The organism is Stenotrophomonas sp. AN71, from assembly GCF_050435725.1.
GTDB lineage: Bacteria > Pseudomonadota > Gammaproteobacteria > Xanthomonadales > Xanthomonadaceae > Stenotrophomonas.
Window position 1 is genome coordinate 187,641 of the sequence record NZ_JBNDKU010000001.1, and the last position, 18,497, is coordinate 206,137.

Below are 18,497 nucleotides of genomic sequence, written 5' to 3' on the forward strand. Positions count from 1 at the left end.
CGACGATGGCACTGTTCGATTACCAGGCCGCCACCGCGCAGGGCCGCATCGAGAAGGGGCAGCTGGACGCCGACAGTGAGCGTGGTGCGCGCCAGCTGCTGCGCGGGCGTGGGCTGACGCCCGTGCAGGTAAGCGCGGCACGCAGCACCGGTAACGGCTGGGGGGCACGCAGATTGTCGGCCAGCGAGCTGGCCTGGGCCACCCGCCAGCTGGCCAGCCTGTTGGCCGCCAGCTTGCCGCTGGAAGGCGCATTGAGTGCGGTGATCGAGCAGGCCGAGCGCCCGCACGTTGCCCAGGCACTCACCGCGGTGCGCGCCGACGTGCGTGCCGGCCAGCGCTTGACGGTGGCCTTGGCGGCGCGACAACGTGATTTTCCGCCGATCTACCGTGCGCTGGTGGGCGCCGGTGAGGACTCCGGTGATCTGGCACGGGTGATGGAGCGTTTGGCCGACTACATCGAAGAGCGCAATGCGCTGCAGGCCAAGGTGCTGACCGCCTTCATCTACCCGGCGGCGATCAGCCTGGTGTCGGTGGCGATCGTGATCTTCCTGCTCAGCTACGTGGTGCCGCAGGTGGTGACCGCGTTCGTTCAGGCGCGGCAGACGTTGCCGATGCTCACGCAGGTGATGCTGGCCGCCAGCGCGTTCGTGCGCAGCTGGGGCGTGTGGGTGGGGTTGGGCATCGCTGCGTTGGTGGTGGCGTGGCGGTTGGCACTACGCAAGCCCGAGCTTCGCCTGCGCTGGGATGCGCTGCTGCTGAGGGTGCCGATGGTCGGGCGCTTCGTGCTGGGCGTGAACAGTGCGCGCTTCGCCTCCACGCTGGCGATCCTGCTGGATGCCGGCGTGCCGCTGCTGCGCGCACTGGAAGCGGCACGGCAGACCCTGGGCAATGCGCTGCTGGCGCGGTGCGCCGATGACGTATCCGCGCGCGTACGCGAAGGCGCCGCGTTGGGTTCCGCTTTGAAAATACAGAAGGTGTATCCGCCGATCCTGGTACACCTGGTGGCCAGCGGCGAGAAAACCGGCTCGCTGGCACCATTGCTGGATCGCGCCGCGCAGACGATCTCGCGCGAGATCGAACGCCGTGCGATGGCACTGACCGCACAGCTGGAACCGACCATGATCCTGGTGATGGGCGGTGTGGTGCTGACCATCGTGCTGGCCGTGCTGATGCCGATCATGGAAATGAACCAGTTGGTGGGGTAGGTCCACGCCATGCGTGGATACGCCGTACATGGCGCGTGGCGGGTGATCCATCCACGCATGGCGTGGATCTACTGACATCCTCAACACCTATGGTGCAGTGATGCGCAAAGCGCATCACGGGTAGCGCCGGGCCATGCCCGGCAAGCGCGCAGCGCGGCGCACCTTCGATTCTCCACACAATCCTCCACACCTTTTCTCGATCTTCCACAGGTTTCTTAAGCGGCCTGTCATCGGCGCGGACCAGCATAGCCACGTCGTCGCAGAGCGGGCTGGGAGGCCCTCAGCGACAGCAGGCGTGTAGTGACCGTTCCTCCCTTGGCGTTTCCCTTCGCAGTAAACCCTTCAGGAGAAGATCATGAACAAGTACAAGACCCTGGCCGCGCTGGTTGCTACCGCGCTGCTTGCCACTGCTGGCGCCGCTTCGGCCCAGCAGTCGCTCGTCAACGGTGGTGGCGCTTCGCTGCCGGCCGATCTGTACAAGGGCCAGGCCGATAGCATCCTGCCGTCGAACTTCAGCTACGCCGTGACCGGTTCGGGCACCGGCAAGAAGGCGTTCCTGGAAAACAAGATCGCGCTGTTCATTCCGAACGGTACCGGCAACGTCCACTTCGCCGGCAGCGACTCGGTGCTGAGCCAGACCGAAATCGACACCTACAACGCCACCTACAACACCGCGACCTCGACCACCAAGTTCGGCCCGCTGCTGCAGCTGCCGTCGGTCGCCACCTCGGTCACCATTCCGTTCAACAAGGCCGGTTCGGCGGTTGACCTGACTGTGGCCCAGGCCTGCGGCATCTTCTCGGGCAAGATCAGCGACTGGTCCGCCACCGGCACCGGCCGTACCGGCCCGATCCAGGTCGTCTACCGTGGCGAGAGCAGCGGCACCAGCGAGCTGCTGACCCGCTTCCTGACCAGCGCCTGCCAGCCGGCCGACGTTGCCGGTACCAACCTGAAGCTGACCAACGGCGCGCCGGCCTTCTCGGTGCAGTCGACCTTCGCCAACCTGTTCACCACCGTGCCGTCGAACTTCATCGCTGCACCGGCCACCGGTGGCACCTCGCTCTACAACGCCGTGTACGCCGCTGACGGCCGCATCGGCTACGTGGGTCCGGACGTGATCCCGAACCTGCAGGACGCCACCAAGGTTGCCAAGCTGAAGGGCTACTCGCCGGATGAGGTGAGCGTTGCTGCCACCCTGAACACCATCGCTCCGCCGTCCACGGCTGCCGATATCGCCAATCCGGCCAAGTGGGTCCCGGTGTTCACCAACCCGTCGACGGGCTATCCGATCGCCGGCTACACCAACTTCGTGTTCGGCCAGTGCTACCGCGTCGCCCTGGCTCGCAATGCGATCCGCGACTTCCTGCAGAACCACTACAACCTGGGCGCCGCGGGCAACAACGATGCCGCCGTGCGCGCGCATGGTTTCATCCCGCTGACCCAGGACTGGCGTGAAGCGGTTGCCAACAATCTGGTGTCCTCCTCGGCCACCACTGGCCTGAGCAACGCCAACACCTGCACCACCGGCGTCGGCCGCTGATCCAGCGGTATCGCTGAAACGGGCGCCGGCCGCGAGGTCGGCGCCTTCTTGCGTATGTGCTCCCGGTCGGGAAGGACGTGGCATCCCTGTTTCGTCGCGACCGAATCGGTGCTGACCAACGCTGAGCTTCTGGCGTACGAAACGAATCAAGCGGCGCTCAGCGCGCACCGGTTCGTTCCGCTCGGCAGTACCTGGGTCGAAGCGATCCGCAGCCGGTTCGCCGTGGCGGGTGTGGCGACGGGCTTGAACAACCCCGGTACCTGCGCGGGTATCGGGCGTCGCTGAGCCGACCGTGGTGCCGCAATGGAATGAACAGTCGCCGGCGCGATTGCCGGCGTCTTGTTCATTGTGGTGCACGCCTTCTTGATGTCGGCTTCACGCCCTCAGCCCCGTCTAACAGGGGCAGGGCACCCATCGCCCCATCCATCAGACAGTGATGCGGCTGCGGCCGCCCAATCAGGTTGACGAGGTCCAGATGTCGCATCCGCTCACGACCGTTTCCCGTCCGTCCATGCTGCGCCGCAGTCACCCGATGGCATGGGCCGTCGCGGTCGCGCTGGGTACGGTGATCGCGCCCGCCAGTCAGGCCCAGCAGGCCTTCAGCCCAGGATGGTTCGCGGATCGCGGCGCGGCTCAGGGCGCGGCGGCGCAGAGCGGGCGCATGCCCAACGGGGTGCCGATCCAGTTCCAGTTGCCGGCGCAACAGCAGGACGCCGCACGCCAGAAGCTGCAGCAGTCGATCGACAACCTCGGCACCGCCGCACAGGCCATCGCACTGCAGCAGCGGCTGCAGGAGCAGGCCCGGCAGGCACGCCGGGAGGCCGGCTTCGTCGTGGCCGACGGCCTGGGCAGGGACGGCCTGAAGGTCGATGAGAACCCACTGACCCGTGGTTGGTTGAACGCGCGTGACGCCATCCAGTCACAAGGCGGCGATGGCCGGGTCCAGGTCAGCATCGAGCAGACCGCCGACAAGGCGATCCTGAACTGGGAGACCTTCAACATCGGTGGCAACACCACGCTGACCTTCCAGCAGAATCCGGATTGGGCAGTGTTGAACCGAGTCAACGACCCCAGTGCCCGGCCCAGCCAGATTCTCGGCCAGCTGAAGGCCACTGGCACGGTGTTCGTGGCCAACCGCAATGGTGTGGTGTTCGGCAACAACAGCCAGGTCAACGTCCGCAACCTGGTCGCCGCCGCTGCCCGCATCAGTGATGGCCAGTTCCGTGACAATGGCCTGTTCAGCGCCGACAGCAACACCGCCGCGCTGACCGAAGCCTTCGGCAAGGTGATGGTCGAGCAGGGCGCGCGCATCGCCACCCACGAACCTTCAAGCGCCACCCGTGGCGGCGGCTACGTGCTGCTGGCCGGCAACAGCGTGGAGAATGCCGGGCAGATCGAAACGCACAAGGGCCAGACGCAGCTGGCAGCGGGCGATAGTTTCGTGATCCGTCGCGGCGTCGGCACCGCGCAGAACACGGCCTCGACCACGGCCGGCAACGAAATCGCGCCGCGCTTCGTACAGGGCAGCAGCGCGGGCGACGTGCGCAACAGCGGCTTGATCCAGGCGCGCGAGGGCGACATCACTCTGGCCGGTCGCAAGGTCGAGCAGGCCGGTGTTGTCGTCGCCACCACCACGTTGAGCCAACGCGGCACCATCCATCTGCTCAACGCGATCAGCGACCGCCAGGGCCAGGTGACGCTGCACTCCGGCGCGACCACTGCGGTGCTGATCGAGGACGATGGCAAGAGTGCTGTGCTGGACAGCCAGCGCGACGCGTTGATCAAGGCATCGACGGAGCAGGATGCGCTACGCGCGGCAAGCAGCGCAGGCACGTTCGACAACCTCTCGCGGCTGCAGGACCGCCGTGACCAGTCGCGCGTGGAGATCGTCTCGGGAGGCGATATCAACTTCAAGGACGGCTCGCTGACCGTGGCTACCGGAGGCCAGGTAGTGGGCGACGCGGCACGGCGCAGCTACGTGGGCAATGGTGCCCAGGTCGATGTCTCCGGCGCGGTGGGCGTGCGGATCGCGATGGAAAGCAACAACGTGCAGGTGAAGGTGCAGGGCAACGAGCTGCGCGATTCACCCGACAACCGTGACAGCGGCACGCTGATCAGCAGCGAGGTCTGGATCGATCGTCGCGAGCTGCAGCGCGTGGCGGCCGGTACCGGCGGTCATGCCGCAGAGCGCTGGTATGCCGGTGGCGGCCTGCTCGAAGTGGGAGGCTATCTGGACAACCAGCGTCACTCGATTGGCGAATGGGCGGCCCAGGGCGGCACCGTGCAGCTGTCTGGCAGCGAGGTGGTGACCCATGGCGGGTCGAAGATCAATCTGGCCGGCGGCAGCCTGGATGTGCAGTCCGGCGTGATCAAGCAGAGTTGGCTGCGCGGCACCGACGGGCAGTTGTATCGCCTGGACGACGCGCCGGCAGAGATGCAGTACGCCGGTCTGTACAAAGGATTTGAGGTCGATCACCAGCGCTGGGGCGTCAGCGAGGCCTTCCGCAATCCGTTGGTGGCATCCGGCGAACGGGTCGACAACGGTTACACGGTGGGGCGTGATGCTGGCCGGCTGGTGATTTCCGCGCCGACTGCGGTGCTGCAGGGCGATATCAATACCCAGGTGTTCCAGGGCGCGCAGCAGGCCAGGACGCCTGACCAGGGCAAGGATGGCTATGCGCAGGCCCAGACGGCGGTGGCACGTAACGCGCAACTGTGGTTGGGGCGCTATGACAGCGCAGGACGCAATGCGGTGTTCGATACCCAGGTGCGCATCGGGGAGGGCGCGCTGCCCGTCGCGGACTGGACGCTGCAGACGCCCCTATCGGCGCCGCAGCGCAACACCCTGTGGCTGGACGCGGGCCGCCTGAGCGAGCAGCAATGGGGACGCCTGGACCTGGCCACCGCCGGCAGCATCGCCATCGATGGAAAGCTGCGCCTGCAGGATGGCGGGCAGCTGGTGCTCACCGCCAGTGACATCCGCCTCGGCGGTGATATCGGCATTGCTGGCGGCCAGCTGCAGGCCGGCAATCTGCTGGCTGTGGCCGGTAGTCCGGTGGTTCCGCTGCTGCAGGCCGGGCGTGGACGGGTAGAGATCGTCGATCATGCACGCATCGACCTTGCCGGCCGCTGGAGCAATCTGCTGCTGGACCCCACTGCGGCGCAGGGCCAGGCGTGGAGCGATGGCGGTCGCCTGCTGCTGGAGAACAGCCATGACGTGGTGGTCGGGCGTGGCAGCGAACTGAGCGTTGACGCCGGCGGCCGGGTCGACAGTGCCGGCAAGGCGCGTATTGGCAAAGGCGGCAGCGTCAGCCTGCAGGCCAGCAATCTGGACACCGGCAGAGGGGATGTTGGCCGACTGACGTTGGCCGAAGACGCACGCATCAGCGCGCTGGGCCAGGGCAGTGGCAGCCTGTCACTGACCGATGGCGGGCATATCCGCATCGGTGGCGACGGTCAGGCCAACGACGTGCTGACGTTGCGCAGCGCGCTGTTCGGCAGTGGCTTCAGCCAGTACGACATCAATGCGCACAACGGCCTGGAAGTGGCCGATGGCGCGCAGGTGGAGGTGGTCATGCCGGGCCTGCGCCTGGCCAGCGACGCGCTGAAGGCCGTCACCCGCGAGGATGCCGTGCAGGCATGGCTGGCCCCGCTCTACAGCGCCGATCCGTTGAGTGGCCGCATCAGCCAACGGGCCGGTGCAGGCCTGTTGCTGCGCTCGCAGTTCGGCAACCGCGGCGGTGATCTGCGCATCGGCAAGGGTGCCAGCGTGCAGGTTGATCCGGCACAGTCCATTGAACTGCGGGGTGCGGGCAATATCGCCGTGGAAGGGCGCCTGCATGCGGCTGGCGGGCGGATCCGGCTGGATGACGTGCGCACGGCGATTGATCTGTTTGACGGGCAGGCCAACAGCCGCACCTACCGCATCGCGGCGGGGGCGGAACTGGATGTCAGTGGCGATGCCTTCAGCGAGAAGGATTCGGCCCAGCGGCTGCGCGGGCTGGTGCGCGAAGGCGGCAGCATCGAGATCGGCGGCGCCCTGGATTGGGAAGGTGCCGGCGACGTCAGCGATCGCCCGGTGGATGCCTTCATCGTGGTCGAGCGCGGCGCACGGCTGCGTGCCGACGGCAGTTCAACGGCGCTGCATATCGACGGCCAAGGCACGCAGCAGGTGGACAGTGACGGTGGGCAGATTGTGCTGCGCTCGGCCAATGCACTCTATCTGCAGGGTGATATGCATGCCGCCGCGGGCGGCAGCGGTGCGCGTGGCGGTACCCTGGGCATCGCCTTTGGCGGCGGGGTCTACGCACCTACCGCGGGCGATGACGTGCGGGTACCCAGATTCCTCGCCCTTGGCCAGCAGCGCGAGATGGAGTCGGCGCCGGCTGCACCCATATACGGCCATGCGAATCTGTCGGTGCAGCAGATCCGCGAGGGTGGGTTCGACAACCTGTCGTTGTTCACTGCGGTCCGCAGTGAGGGCGACATCGATCTGCAGCTGGGCCAGAGCCTGCGCCTGGCCGGCTCCATCGGGCTGTTGCCGGGTGCCGCGGCAGGTCGAACCATCACCCTGCATGCGCCGTATCTGAAGCTGTCCCGCCCCAGCTGGGCGGTGATTCCCGGTGAAACCACCGTGGTCAGCGGCGAAGCGCCACTGGCTTCCGGACAACAGCATCGATTGCAGGCCGACGCTCAGCTGATCGACGTGCGCGATACGGTGCTGCTGAATGGTTTTGATGACATCGCCCTGCGCAGCAGCGGTGACGTGCGGCTGCTGAAGGGTAACCCGCGCGCAGGCGCGATCGATGCCGAGCTGCTTGCAGCGCGACGCCTGGAAGTTACCGCCGCTCAGGTGTATCCGGTGGCCGGCGCGTCGGGTCGCCTTGGCGCCGGCCTGGATCCGGTCGCCGCGTCGGCCGACGCGCGCTGGAAGGATGCGGCCGGGGTGCTGCGCATCAATGGGCTGGGGAGCGTCGCACCGGCGACGCCATCGTCGGCGCTGGGCAGCCTGATGCTCACCGCGGCGACCGTCGAGCAGGCGGGCGTGGTGCGCGCGCCGATGGGCAGCATTGTGCTCGGCGGTACCGACACCAACAGCATCGCGGCCTCGAGCGTCTCGCTGCTGCCGGGAAGCCTGACCTCGACCAGCGGTGCAGGCGTGAGCCTGCCCTACGGCGGCACGCTGGATGGTATTCAATGGCAGCTGGACGGGGCTGCCGTTACCCCAAGGAATGTGGGGGGAGGCGCAGTGCCCATCGGCATCCGCCTCGTCAGCAGCCAGACCGACGTGGCACCCGGCGCGGTGCTGGACATGTCCGGAGGAGGAGAACTGACCGGCGCCGCCTTTGTCGGCGGTCGCGGCGGTTCGGTGGACATCCTGCGCCACGCATTGGCCGATGCCAATCCGCGCTATGGCTTCAGCCAGTCCGGCAATGAGGTCTACGCCATCGTGCCGGGATATGCGGGCAGCGCTGCCCCGCTGGGCTTGTCCGATGGCTCGGCCGACCCGGTCGTGGGCCAGCAGGTCGTGGTGCCCGCGGGAGTTCCAGGGCTTGCAGCCGGCACCTACACGCTGCTGCCAGCCAGCTTCGCGCTGCAACCCGGCGCGTTCCGTGTCGAACTGGGTGCCAGTGGCCCGACCGGTGCCACGACAGCGTTGTCCACCGGCACCGGCTCATGGCGGGTCGCTGGGCATCGGGCCAATGGACTGGGCGGTGCCGTGTCGCCGCTACTGACCGACCTGCTGCTGACCCCTGCTGCGACTGTGCGGCGACACTCGGGATACAACGAGACCAGTTACAACGCCTTCGTCGCGGCCAGTGCGCAGCGACTGGGCCTGCCGCGCGGCTGGCAGACGGTCGATGCCGGCACGTTGCGGCTTGAGCTGGGCGATGGTGCCGGCCGTCAGGGCACGTCCGCGCTTCGCTTCCAGGGCGAGGCACGCTTCCAGCCCACCGCCGGCAGCGGCGGAATGGGGGGCAGCGTGGAAGTTGCACGCATCAGCACCATTGGCTCGTTGGAGATCATCGCTGCGGGGGGCAAGGCCAGCACAGACCTGCAGGGGTCGACCATCGAAGCCGATGCGCTCAATGCACTGCAACCGTCGCGCCTGGTCGTCAATGCGCGCGTGCGTTCGGTTGCGCCGTCCATCATCGATGTCATGGGGATTGGCCAGGACGTGGTGGTGCGCAGCGGCGCCATGCTGCGTGCGCCTGAAGTCCTGATCGGTGCGGTCGATGGTGGTCGCGGCATCGTGATCGAGGCCGGGGCGGGAATCGACACGGTCGGTCTGGGCGCCGCCGGGCTGCCTTCCAGCCTGGGTTATGTCTACCAGGTCGGCGGCGGGCTGTTGGCGGTATCCAACGATCTCCCCGAAGTATTGGCACCGGCAACGGGAAGTGCTGGTACCAGCGTCAACATCGACATCGGCGCCTGTGACCCGGGGGCGACCTGTGCCGGCCAGGCTCGCCTGGTGTCGGAGGGCAGCATCAACGTGGCCTCCAGTGGTCAGTTGCAGTTGCGCGAGGGCGCCGTGTACGGCACACGCGAACTGGCGCTGGGCATGGGCAACATCAACCTGGGCACGGCCGAAGCCATCGCGCGGGCGGCTGGCGCCTCGGCGCTGCCACCGGGCCTGATGCTGAACCAGCAGGTCCTGCGCGATCTCCTGCGTGGCAATACCGCTGTCGGCGCGCCTGCGCTGGAAACCCTGCGCCTGAATGCCGCCGAGGCGATCAACGTGTTCGGCAGCGTGGATCTGGATACGCGGGATGCCGCAACGGGCAAGCCGAGCCTGCGCAGTCTGGTGCTGGGTGCACCGGCGATCCATGGCTACGGTGACAGCAACGACCGCGCGCGCATCTTTGCAGCGGAGCTGACCTGGTCGGGCCAGCAGGGCGCTACGTCGGCACTGGGGGATGCGAAGACGCAGCCGGTGGGGCCAGCAATCGCCGGCCGGTTGGGAAGCGGGCAGCTGGACATCATCACCGACACGCTGCGGTTGGCACCGTCGACGCGCTCGCGCCCCTCATCGGAAGCCAATGCCGGGCGCCAGGTGCTGGGCTTTGCCGGAGTGAACCTGCAGGCCGCGCGCCAGTTGGTGTTTGCCGGTAGCGGTGACCTGACGGTTTACCAGCGCCAAGGCGACTACGTGGCGGGCAAGGGCTGGGCCTTCAGTGGCGGCAATCTGGACATCGAGGCGCCGCTGATCACCGGCGAAGCCGGCGCCAAGCTGGCGGTGAAGACAGGCGGCACACTGTCCGCGCGCAGTACCGCTGCCGGTGGCAGCGCCGACGCGCTCGGGGCCGAGCTCGATCTTCGCGCCGGCAACATCGTGCTCGATACACGGTTCGCACTTGCCTCTGGCAGGTTGTCGGCCAACGCCGACCATTCACTGCGCCTGGGCAGCAGGGCCGACCTGGATCTTTCGGGGCGCAAGGTCAGCCTGTATGACGTCGACAATTACAGTTGGGGCGGCGACGCGGAACTCACCGCAGGCGACGGCAGTGTGCAGACTGACGCGGCCTCGCGCATCGATCTGTCTGCTCGCAACAATCGCGCCGGTCGCCTCACCGTCACCGCGCTGGGCGCCGGTGACGGGCGTGTCGATCTTGCCGGCCAGATACTCGGCCAGGCCTCGGGCCGCCAGGACGTGGGCGGCAGCACGGTGCCTTACGACGGCGGCGAACTGGTGGTTCGCGCACAGCAGTTGCAGGATTTCAGCGGGCTGAACCAGCGCCTGACCCACGACGGCGTGACCGGAGCACGCAGCTTCCAGCTCAAGCAGGGCGACCTTCTGATCGGCGACGAAGTGAAGGCGCGCAAGGTCGATATCAGTGTTGATGGAGGTGCGCTGCGGGTTCGCGGTCGGATCGACGCCAGTGGTGAGCAGGTGGGCAGCATCCGCCTGGCGGCGCGTGATGGCCTGCAGGTGGATGGCACCCTGGATGCGCACGGCACCGCACTGCGCGTGGACAGCTACGGCGGCATCATCGACAGCCCCAACCGCGCCATGGTCGAGCTGGAGAGCCGCACGGGGACACTGGCTCTGGGCTCTACCGCCCAGATCGACGTGCGCAGCGGCACCGGCGTAGCGGTGGGTACGGCGCCTGGCCAGAACGATGGCCGGGCGCGCGGTACGCTCGCGCTGAACGTGCCGCGCAGTGGCGGATCGGATGCAGCGATCCGCAGCGATGCAGGCGTGCAGGTCGTGGGCGCACGCGATGTGTTCGTCACCGCGGTACGCCGCTATGAGGATGCACCGCTGGCGACCACACCGGATGTGAACGGCCATCGATCGCAGATGGTGACGCAGGCCTGGCTGGACAGCGTGGTGGATCCGGACAGCACGGCCTGGATGAATGCTGCGCTGGGAAACGCCGACCTGTCGGCGCGTCTGGCCGCGCTGGGCAGCGTGCGCCTGCGACCCGGGGTGGATGTCGTGGGTGTGGCGTCGGCGGCCAATCCCGAGGGTGACCTGACCGTTGGTGGTGACCTGGATCTGTCCGGCTATCGCTATGGCCCGCAGTCCAACCGCCTGGACCCGGCACGCCGCGGCTTCGGTGAATCCGGCGCACTGCGGCTGCGTGCGGCCGGTGACCTGAATGTCTACGGCAGCATCAACGATGGCTTTGCGCCCCCGCCGGCCAGTCCGGACGATGCCGGCTGGCAACTGGTCGAGGGCGCTGTGTTCGGCCTGGGCGTCACTCCCTTCGGCGCTGATCTTGTGGTCCCCGGCGATGGTGTCGTGCTGGACATCGGCACGCGGTTCCCGGCCAATGCGGTGCTGAATTACGCGATCCAGGTTCAGGCTGTGAAGCTTCCGGCAGGCACCACGCTGCCGGTCGACATGACCCTGACCGGGCCCTTGGTACTGCCCGCAGGCACGGTGCTGCCGGCGGCGGTCACCCTCGTTGATGGACAGGTGCATCCGGCTGGCAGCGTGCTGGCGCAGGCGCTGTCGGTACCGGCCGGAGCGAGGCTGTCTGCAGGTTTCCAGCTTCGTGGCGAGGCCAGCGTTGCCGCGCACACCTGGCCGGCCGGCGTGCCGTTGCCGATCGAGCTGCGCCTGGCCGCGCGCACGCCGTTGGCACGCGGTGCACTCATTCCATCGATGGCCACGGTCAAATTGCCAGGGGGCACGCCGATCAAGCTGCGACCGACCGGCAGCGATGGGCGCCAGGGTCGCAACTGGGCATTGGCGCAGATGCTGCCTGAAGGCACAACCTCCTGGGACCTGTCGCTCGTCGCCGGCGCCGACACCGATGCCGCGGACCCGCGTACGCGCCGCTTCGGTGCCAGCGGTGACCTGACGCTGTCCGATACCCATTACGGCGCGATCCGTGATGCCAGCAAGCAGATGAAGTTCATCCGCGATCGCTTGCTGACCCCCGACGGCGCGCAACGCCTGGGGGTTGACGGTTCCTGGGTGGGCCGGACCATCAAGGACCTGGCCGCGCACCTTGGCCGTGACGAAGACGCACTGTGCAGCGTGGCTGCAAGCTGCATCACGTCGCCATACATCTTCACCGAGTTCGGCGCGGAGGAACTTGCAGGCGATCCGTCGCTTGCCGGAACCAGCGTCAGGGAATTTGGCGAGATGATCGGCATGACCGAGGAGGCCATCTGCGGGCAGCTCAGCGAAGGGTATTGCCTGATGCCGGGCGAGACGCGCGAGGTCACCACGATGGACCCGCCGCGACACGGCACGCCGATGTGGAGTGTGCTGCGTACTGGCACCGGCGATCTGCAGCTGCTGGCGGCACGTGATGTGCAGATGCGCTCGGTATTCGGTGTCTACACGGCGGGCACGCCGGTGTCATTGGGCAACGGCCACGACGAGCGCTTCCAGTCCGAGCGCAGCCCGTTGAACGGGCGCAGCGCACTGCTGGGCCTGCAGCAGGCCACAGGTGACTACGATGCGGCGCTGGCTGCCTATCGTGCGTGGTATCCCGACCACGGCGGCAACCTGAGCGTGATTGCCGGCCGCGACGTGACCGGGGCAACGTGGGCGACGTCTTCGTCCGCAGGTACCGAGCGCGACAAAGCCGACAGCGCCAGCAGCGCTGTCGGCGGATGGTTGTGGCGGCAAGGCACCGGCAATGTGGCCGGCGTGGAACCGGTGGCGAGCAGCTGGTGGGTCAACTTCGGTACCTATGCGATCACGGGAACGACGGCGACGTCGACGCCACGCATGGTCGGATTCACCGGAATCGGCACTCTGGGCGGCGGCAATGTGGAGATCGAGGCGGGGCGGAACGCTGGCGTCACGTCCGCCAAGGGCGATGCACAAGCGGTGCTCGGAGGCGGGCGCTATTCGACGGCGATCAACGCGGCGGTGGCGTCGACCGGTCGTGTCGACGATGGCCGCCTGGTACAGACCGGTGGCGGTGATCTGCAGCTGCGCAGCGCCGGTGCGCTGAATCCGCTGGTGGCGGCGACCTCCTATTCGCAGGTTGAGAACCAGCAGAATCTTGAGCTCAACGGCGTGCTGGTGAATCTGCGTGGACATCTCAGCGTCGACGCTGCCCGCATCGGCGGCAGTGTCGTGGGACCGAACAACTATCAGGCCATCGCCAACGGCCTGCGCACGATGGATCCCTATCGTGCGACCACCAGTGCAGCCATGGGTGGGCCGGTCCTGGTACTGGGAGATTCGGTTGCGGACCTGAAGGCACGCGGCGACGTGGTCCTTTCCTCGGCGGCCGATGCCGGCCGGGTAAGGCTGTTCAATGCAAATGTGGTGACAGCAGAGGATGGCGCGCGATTGCTGGGCGTCGGCGGCTTCTCGCTCTGGACACCGTCGACGGCGATCAACCTGTTCTCGGCGGGCGGCGATGTGGTGCCGATCGCGCAGCGAACAACGGAAATCATGGGTGACGGCAACACGGAACGGACGATCGGCGGGGCGGCGTACTGGATCTACCCATCGCGCCTGCAGGTGATTGCGGCCAGCGGTGACATCAAGCTGTCGCGCGCCGAGCCGTCCAGCGTGCTGCTGACGGCGCCAGGCGCCAACGGCAATCTGCAGATGCTCGCCGGACGCTCGATCCTGGCTGCCAGCGATGCGCCGACGATCAGCAGTTCCGGCGCGGACACCCGCCTGCCATCGCCCTTTGATCCGGCATTCAGCGCCTTTACCCCCAGCGGTGCGCTGCTGCTGACCAATCTTTCGCAGGATGGCACCGTGGTGCCGAACCAGGCTGGCAGCGCGGACGCAACCCCGTTGTTTGCCTTCGGTCCGAATCGGCCCATGTTGTCGACGCCGCGTTCCGGCGGCGGGCAGCCGAACCGCTTCTATGCCGGTAGCGGCGACATCATCGGGCTGCGCACCGGCGGTGAATGGGTGCTGGGCGCCAGCCCCGGCATGACGCGCACCGTCGGCACCTGGTACGACGTGTCGGCTCCGGTACAGCTCCGCGCGGGCACGGACATCCTCGGCAGCACGGTGATGGCGCTGAACAATGCCAGCACGGATCTTACGGTGGTACAGGCAGACCGTGACATCGTGCACACCAACGTGACGGTGTTCGGCCCGGGTGATGTCGACGTCAGTGCGGGCCGCCAGCTTCGCCAGGAAGACAGCGGCAGCATCGTCAGCCGCGGTGGCCTGATCCAGGGTGACACCCGTCCTGGAGCGAGCATCGCGGTGACCGCCGGCAACGCACACATCGCGTTCGATGCCGTGCGCGCGCGTTACCTGGATCCGTCCAACCTGGCCGATCCGGCGCAGTCGCTGGCATCGCAGCCTGGCAAGGCAGCCAAGATCTATGACAAGGAGCTGAAGCAGTGGCTGCAGCAGCGCTTCGGGCTGGCCGTTGATGGCGCCGAAGCGCTGGCGGCGTTCGATCGGTTGCCGAAGGAACAGCAGCGCATCTTCCTGCGCCAGGTCTACTACGCGGAGCTGCGCGAAGGCGGCCGTGAGTACAACGATCGGAACGGGCCGCGCTTTGGTTCCTACCTGCGCGGCCGTGAAGCCATCGCGACGCTGGTGCCGGACAAGGATGCAGCAGGAGCGACCCTCGTTCGCACCGGCGATATCGTGATGTACGGTGGCTCCGGCGTACGCACCGAGGCGGGTGGCAACATCGAGCTGATGGCGCCCGGAGGGCAGATCGTGCTGGGTGTTGCCGGTGAAGTGCCGCCGGCCAGCTCCGGCCTGATCACGCAGGGCCAAGGTGATATCCGTCTGTTCAGCCAGGATAGCGTGCTGCTGGGGCTGTCGCGTGTCATGACCGCGTTCGGTGGCGACATCCTGGCCTGGACCGAGCAGGGCGACATCAATGCCGGCCGCGGTTCGCGTACCACGCTGCTGTACACGCCGCCGCGCCGGATCTACGACAACTGGGGCAATGTGTTGCTGTCGCCGCAGGCACCGGCCACCGGCGCGGGCTTCGCGACGCTGAACCCGATTCCCGAAGTGCCGCCGGGCGATGTCGATCTGATCGCGCCGCTGGGCACCATCGATGCGGGCGAGGCGGGTATCCGCGTCTCGGGCAACATCAATCTGGCCGCACTGCAGGTACTCAATGCTGCCAACATCCAGGTGCAGGGCGAGAGCAAGGGCCTGCCGGTGCTGGCCACGGTGAACGTCAATGCGCTGGCCTCGGCCAGTGCGGCGGCCAGCAGTGCCAGCCAGGCCGCACAGGATGTGATGCGCAAGAGCCAGGACGACGCACGGCGCAACCAGCCGTCGGTGATCAGCGTGCAGATCCTGGGCTTCGGCAGCGGCACCAGCAGCATCAATCCACCGGCGCGCGGCAACACCGCCAACAGCGGTTACGACGCCAACAGCGCCTTCCAGTTCCCGCAGGCCAGCCGCGACGAAGGCAAGCAGCGCCGTTAGGGCTCTTGCAACAGTGCCGACCAACGGTCGGCACCCACCGTAGATCCGCGCCATGCGTGGATGCGACGGAGCTGGAAGAACGGACAGCATCGGGCCAGCCGCCACGGAACGGTGGCGGCCCCAGCCAGGACGGCACCGAGGGCAGGGAGCGGCCATCAGCGGTGAGGATCACCGACACGGTGCCGCCGGGTGCGGGAGAGCGCCCGGCGGCAGGAGCGGTAGCGCCGCGGGTAGATGCCGACCTCGGTCGGCAGTAGATCCACGCCATGCGTGGATGCCGGGGCCAGCAACAGTGCCGACCAACGGTCGGCACCCAACCAGGCATGGTGGGAACTCACCCAGGCATGGTCGGCACCCATCGTAGATCCACGCCATGCGTGGATGCGTTACAAGGGACGGGCCTAAAGCTCCAGCACCCGCCGGTAACTCAACGGTCCACGCCCATCGCGCAGCCCCAGTCGCAGTTCCAACCCGGTGGCCGGCAACACCTCGCCCTCGCTCGGCAACATCGCCCAACCGGCACCCGGCTCCCAGGCACGCACCTCGAACTGCTGCACATCGCGCGCGACCATCAGGCCCTTCGCCTGCTCCGGCGCCGGCAGTGGATACCGGTCCGCAGCTGCACCGCTGGCCCGCCACAGCGTGCTTCCCTGGCGCCACCAGCGCACCCGTTGCCAGCGCAGCCCATCACTGCCGACGCTGCGGGTAATCTCCAGCGAAAAGGTGCCATCCGGGTGCCGCTCGCTCACCAGCGAAGGTGGCAGCAATCGCTGTGGTCGATCCGCCGGGCGCACCGCACCGTTCATCAATGCGTCGTCTGCGCGCATCTCGATGTCGCGTTGGAACTGCTGCAGTATGCGCAGTGCGGTGGTGGTCTCGGCATCGGCCTTGCGCAATCGCTGGTCGCTGTTGGCCACGCTGTCCAGCGCACGCCAGCAGATCAGTGCCAGCACCCCCATGATGGTGATCGCGATCATCACCTCGATCAGGGTGAAGCCGCGCGTGGGGCGTTTCATGGGGAGGCGGTCCATGGCAACTGCATCCGCGCCAATGATTGGCGTGGCGCTTCCTCGGCCACCACGCTCAGTTCCAGCTGCGGTTGCCCGTCGGCACCTGTACCCAGGTGCTGGAGCACAAGGAAACTGCCACGCCCCTGCGTGCAGCGCTGCCGCGTCTCCTGCGGCGACTGACCGGCCAGGCGCAGCTCCTGCCAGCGGTCCTGCGCGCACAGCAGTGCCAGGCGGCGGTCACGCAGGCGCGACTGATCGTCGGTGGCCACCGCCACCGAACGCATCACGGCTGCCAGTGCAATTGAAACGATCGCCAAAGCGATCAGCACCTCGATCAAGGTGAATCCGCGCATGCTTCGCTTCACTGCACGACCTGCAACTGTCCGCTGCCATCATCACGAAGACGCAGTTGACGGCCCTCCAACGACAGCCTCAGTTCCCACGCAACGCCGATCCACTCCGGGCTCAGCTCGATGGGCGTGGTCGGCTGCACCGTAATGCCGGCCAGTTGCCAACGCTGCGGACGCAACAGGTCGTCGCGCTGCACGTCGGCCCAACCGGTGCCGTCGCGGCGGCTGAAGCGATAGCCGCCAGTGTCGGCCTGCCACCGCAGCGTGCGGCCATCGATGCGGGCCTCGTCGCGGGCCACCTGCAGGCGCTGTGCCAAGCGCTCGGCTTCCTGCCGCAGCTGCCGCCCGGGGTCGAGCAGGCTGCCCAGGCCCAGGCCGATGCCAGCCGTGCAGATGCCGATGATCACCAGTACCACCATCAGTTCCAGCAGGGTGAAGCCACGCGGCATGTGCTGCATCGACGTCGCCTCCTGTCCTGGTCGATGCCTGCCAGCGTAGGCCTGCATGATGAAACAAAAGCGTCAGCGGTGGCTGCTAGCGTGGGCGGACACGAACGTGGCGATGGTGCGGAACATGGATGGCAGGCGCTGGGATCGCAATCGGATGATGACCTTGCTGGCGGCGATGCTGCTGCTGGCGGTGGTGGTCTATTGGGGCGTGGCCCTGGTCGGCCCGGTATCTGCGGCCGCAGCCAGCGAGGCTCACACCCAGCAGCCAGCATTGCCCGGGTTCGATGCGGCGGCCAGCGTGCCACTGGTACGGCTGCTGTCGCCCGGCGCGGTGCAGACCGACGTCGCCGTGCTGGGCGTGATGGCCGGTGAGTACGCGCCGTTGGCATTGCTGTCGGTGGACGGGCAGCCCGCCCAGGCGTATGCGCCGGGCCAGCGTCTGGGCCCATCGACAGTACTCGTCCGCATCAGTGCCAGTGCAGTGGAACTGCAACAGGCGGGCCAGCCGCGCAGCCTGCCGGTGCCGGCGCTGCCGCCGGTGCCGGCCGAAGGCATCGTGCCCGCTGTCGCGCAGGACGGCACCCCGTAGAGCCGGGCACATGCTCGGCTCTACAGGCGGTCAGGTTCAGCGTGCCGGACGCTGTGGCACCACCGAGCGACCGAACGCATCGCCCATGCGCTGTCGCGTGCCTTCCAGGTTGTATTGCATCAGCTGGTTGCCGGGCTGCCGCATCAAGCGCTCGGCGTCAGGCAACGCCGGCGACTTCGCCGATCTCGGTGCTGGCGCCAGTTTGCGCTGCAGACACTCCCAGGCGGGAATGCGCTCCCCGTTGACCTGCACTTCGATGCAGGGCGCAGCGTCTTCCTGCTTCTTCGCCTCGACCGCGCGTACCGATGGCAGTGCCAGCAGCAAGGCAAGGGCGAGGGCAGGGCGGCCCCACGTCATCAATGGCTCTCGCATAGCGAATCTCCTGCGGCAATCGACACTTTGCAATGTAGACGTGTGGCGAAGGAAGCTTCCGCCCGCAGCTGTTCCGGCGCCGTCAAAAGATGACAGTGCTGTCACAAAACTGTTGGCGGTTTTGACGCGACGTACACG

9 protein-coding genes are annotated in these 18,497 nt (G+C 67.4%); 5 read left to right on the forward strand and 4 right to left on the reverse strand.

The genetic code is table 11. The features are described from left to right. Positions 1-5: 5 nt before the first annotated feature. The 4 genes from gspF to ABH900_RS00880 all read left to right on the forward strand — a co-directional run bounded on the left by gspF (position 6) and on the right by ABH900_RS00880 (position 15,589). Entirely contained in the window at positions 6-1,205 is a 1,200-nt protein-coding gene (gene gspF, locus ABH900_RS00865) for a type II secretion system inner membrane protein GspF (RefSeq protein ID WP_429620373.1), read from the forward strand. Between the two features lie 355 nt (positions 1,206-1,560). Next, positions 1,561-2,745 carry a PstS family phosphate ABC transporter substrate-binding protein gene (locus tag ABH900_RS00870; protein WP_429620375.1) on the forward strand — a complete coding sequence of 395 codons (1,185 nt, stop codon included), beginning with the start codon at positions 1,561-1,563 and terminating at the stop codon, positions 2,743-2,745. 108 nt (positions 2,746-2,853) lie between these two features. Then, positions 2,854-3,030: a hypothetical protein gene (locus ABH900_RS00875; protein ID WP_429620377.1), complete on the forward strand. Its 177-nt coding sequence runs from the start codon at positions 2,854-2,856 to the stop codon at positions 3,028-3,030. A 190-nt stretch (positions 3,031-3,220) separates the two neighbouring features. Next, positions 3,221-15,589 (forward strand): filamentous haemagglutinin family protein, encoded by a 12,369-nt coding sequence (locus ABH900_RS00880; protein WP_429620379.1) that lies wholly within the window; start codon positions 3,221-3,223, stop codon positions 15,587-15,589. A 401-nt stretch (positions 15,590-15,990) separates the two neighbouring features. Here the strand turns inward: ABH900_RS00880 and ABH900_RS00885 are convergent, their stop codons facing one another. Genes ABH900_RS00885 through gspH form a run of 3 tightly spaced genes read right to left on the reverse strand, consistent with a single transcriptional unit; the run spans position 15,991 to position 17,407 of the window. Further along, positions 15,991-16,605 (reverse strand): prepilin-type N-terminal cleavage/methylation domain-containing protein, encoded by a 615-nt coding sequence (locus ABH900_RS00885; protein WP_429620381.1) that lies wholly within the window; start codon positions 16,603-16,605, stop codon positions 15,991-15,993. Continuing rightward, positions 16,602-16,952 carry a type II secretion system minor pseudopilin GspI gene (gspI, locus tag ABH900_RS00890; RefSeq protein WP_429620383.1) on the reverse strand — a complete coding sequence of 117 codons (351 nt, stop codon included), beginning with the start codon at positions 16,950-16,952 and terminating at the stop codon, positions 16,602-16,604. Before gspI ends, ABH900_RS00885 begins: the two co-directional genes overlap by 4 nt. Before the next feature lie 8 nt (positions 16,953-16,960). Next, complete coding sequence (gene gspH / locus ABH900_RS00895; protein ID WP_429620385.1) at positions 16,961-17,407, reverse strand: type II secretion system minor pseudopilin GspH; 447 nt, start codon at positions 17,405-17,407, stop codon at positions 16,961-16,963. A gap of 115 nt (positions 17,408-17,522) precedes the next feature. Here gspH and ABH900_RS00900 point away from each other — a divergent pair, with 115 nt between their 5' ends. Continuing rightward, a complete protein-coding gene (locus ABH900_RS00900) occupies positions 17,523-17,987 on the forward strand; it encodes a hypothetical protein (protein ID WP_429620387.1) in 465 nt (154 codons plus the stop codon). Positions 17,988-18,023: 36 nt separating this feature from the next. On the opposite strand, the gene ABH900_RS00905 is transcribed toward ABH900_RS00900, so the two are convergent. Continuing rightward, positions 18,024-18,359, reverse strand: a complete 336-nt coding sequence (locus ABH900_RS00905; protein ID WP_429620389.1) for a hypothetical protein — start codon at positions 18,357-18,359, stop codon at positions 18,024-18,026. Positions 18,360-18,497: the final 138 nt, after the last annotated feature.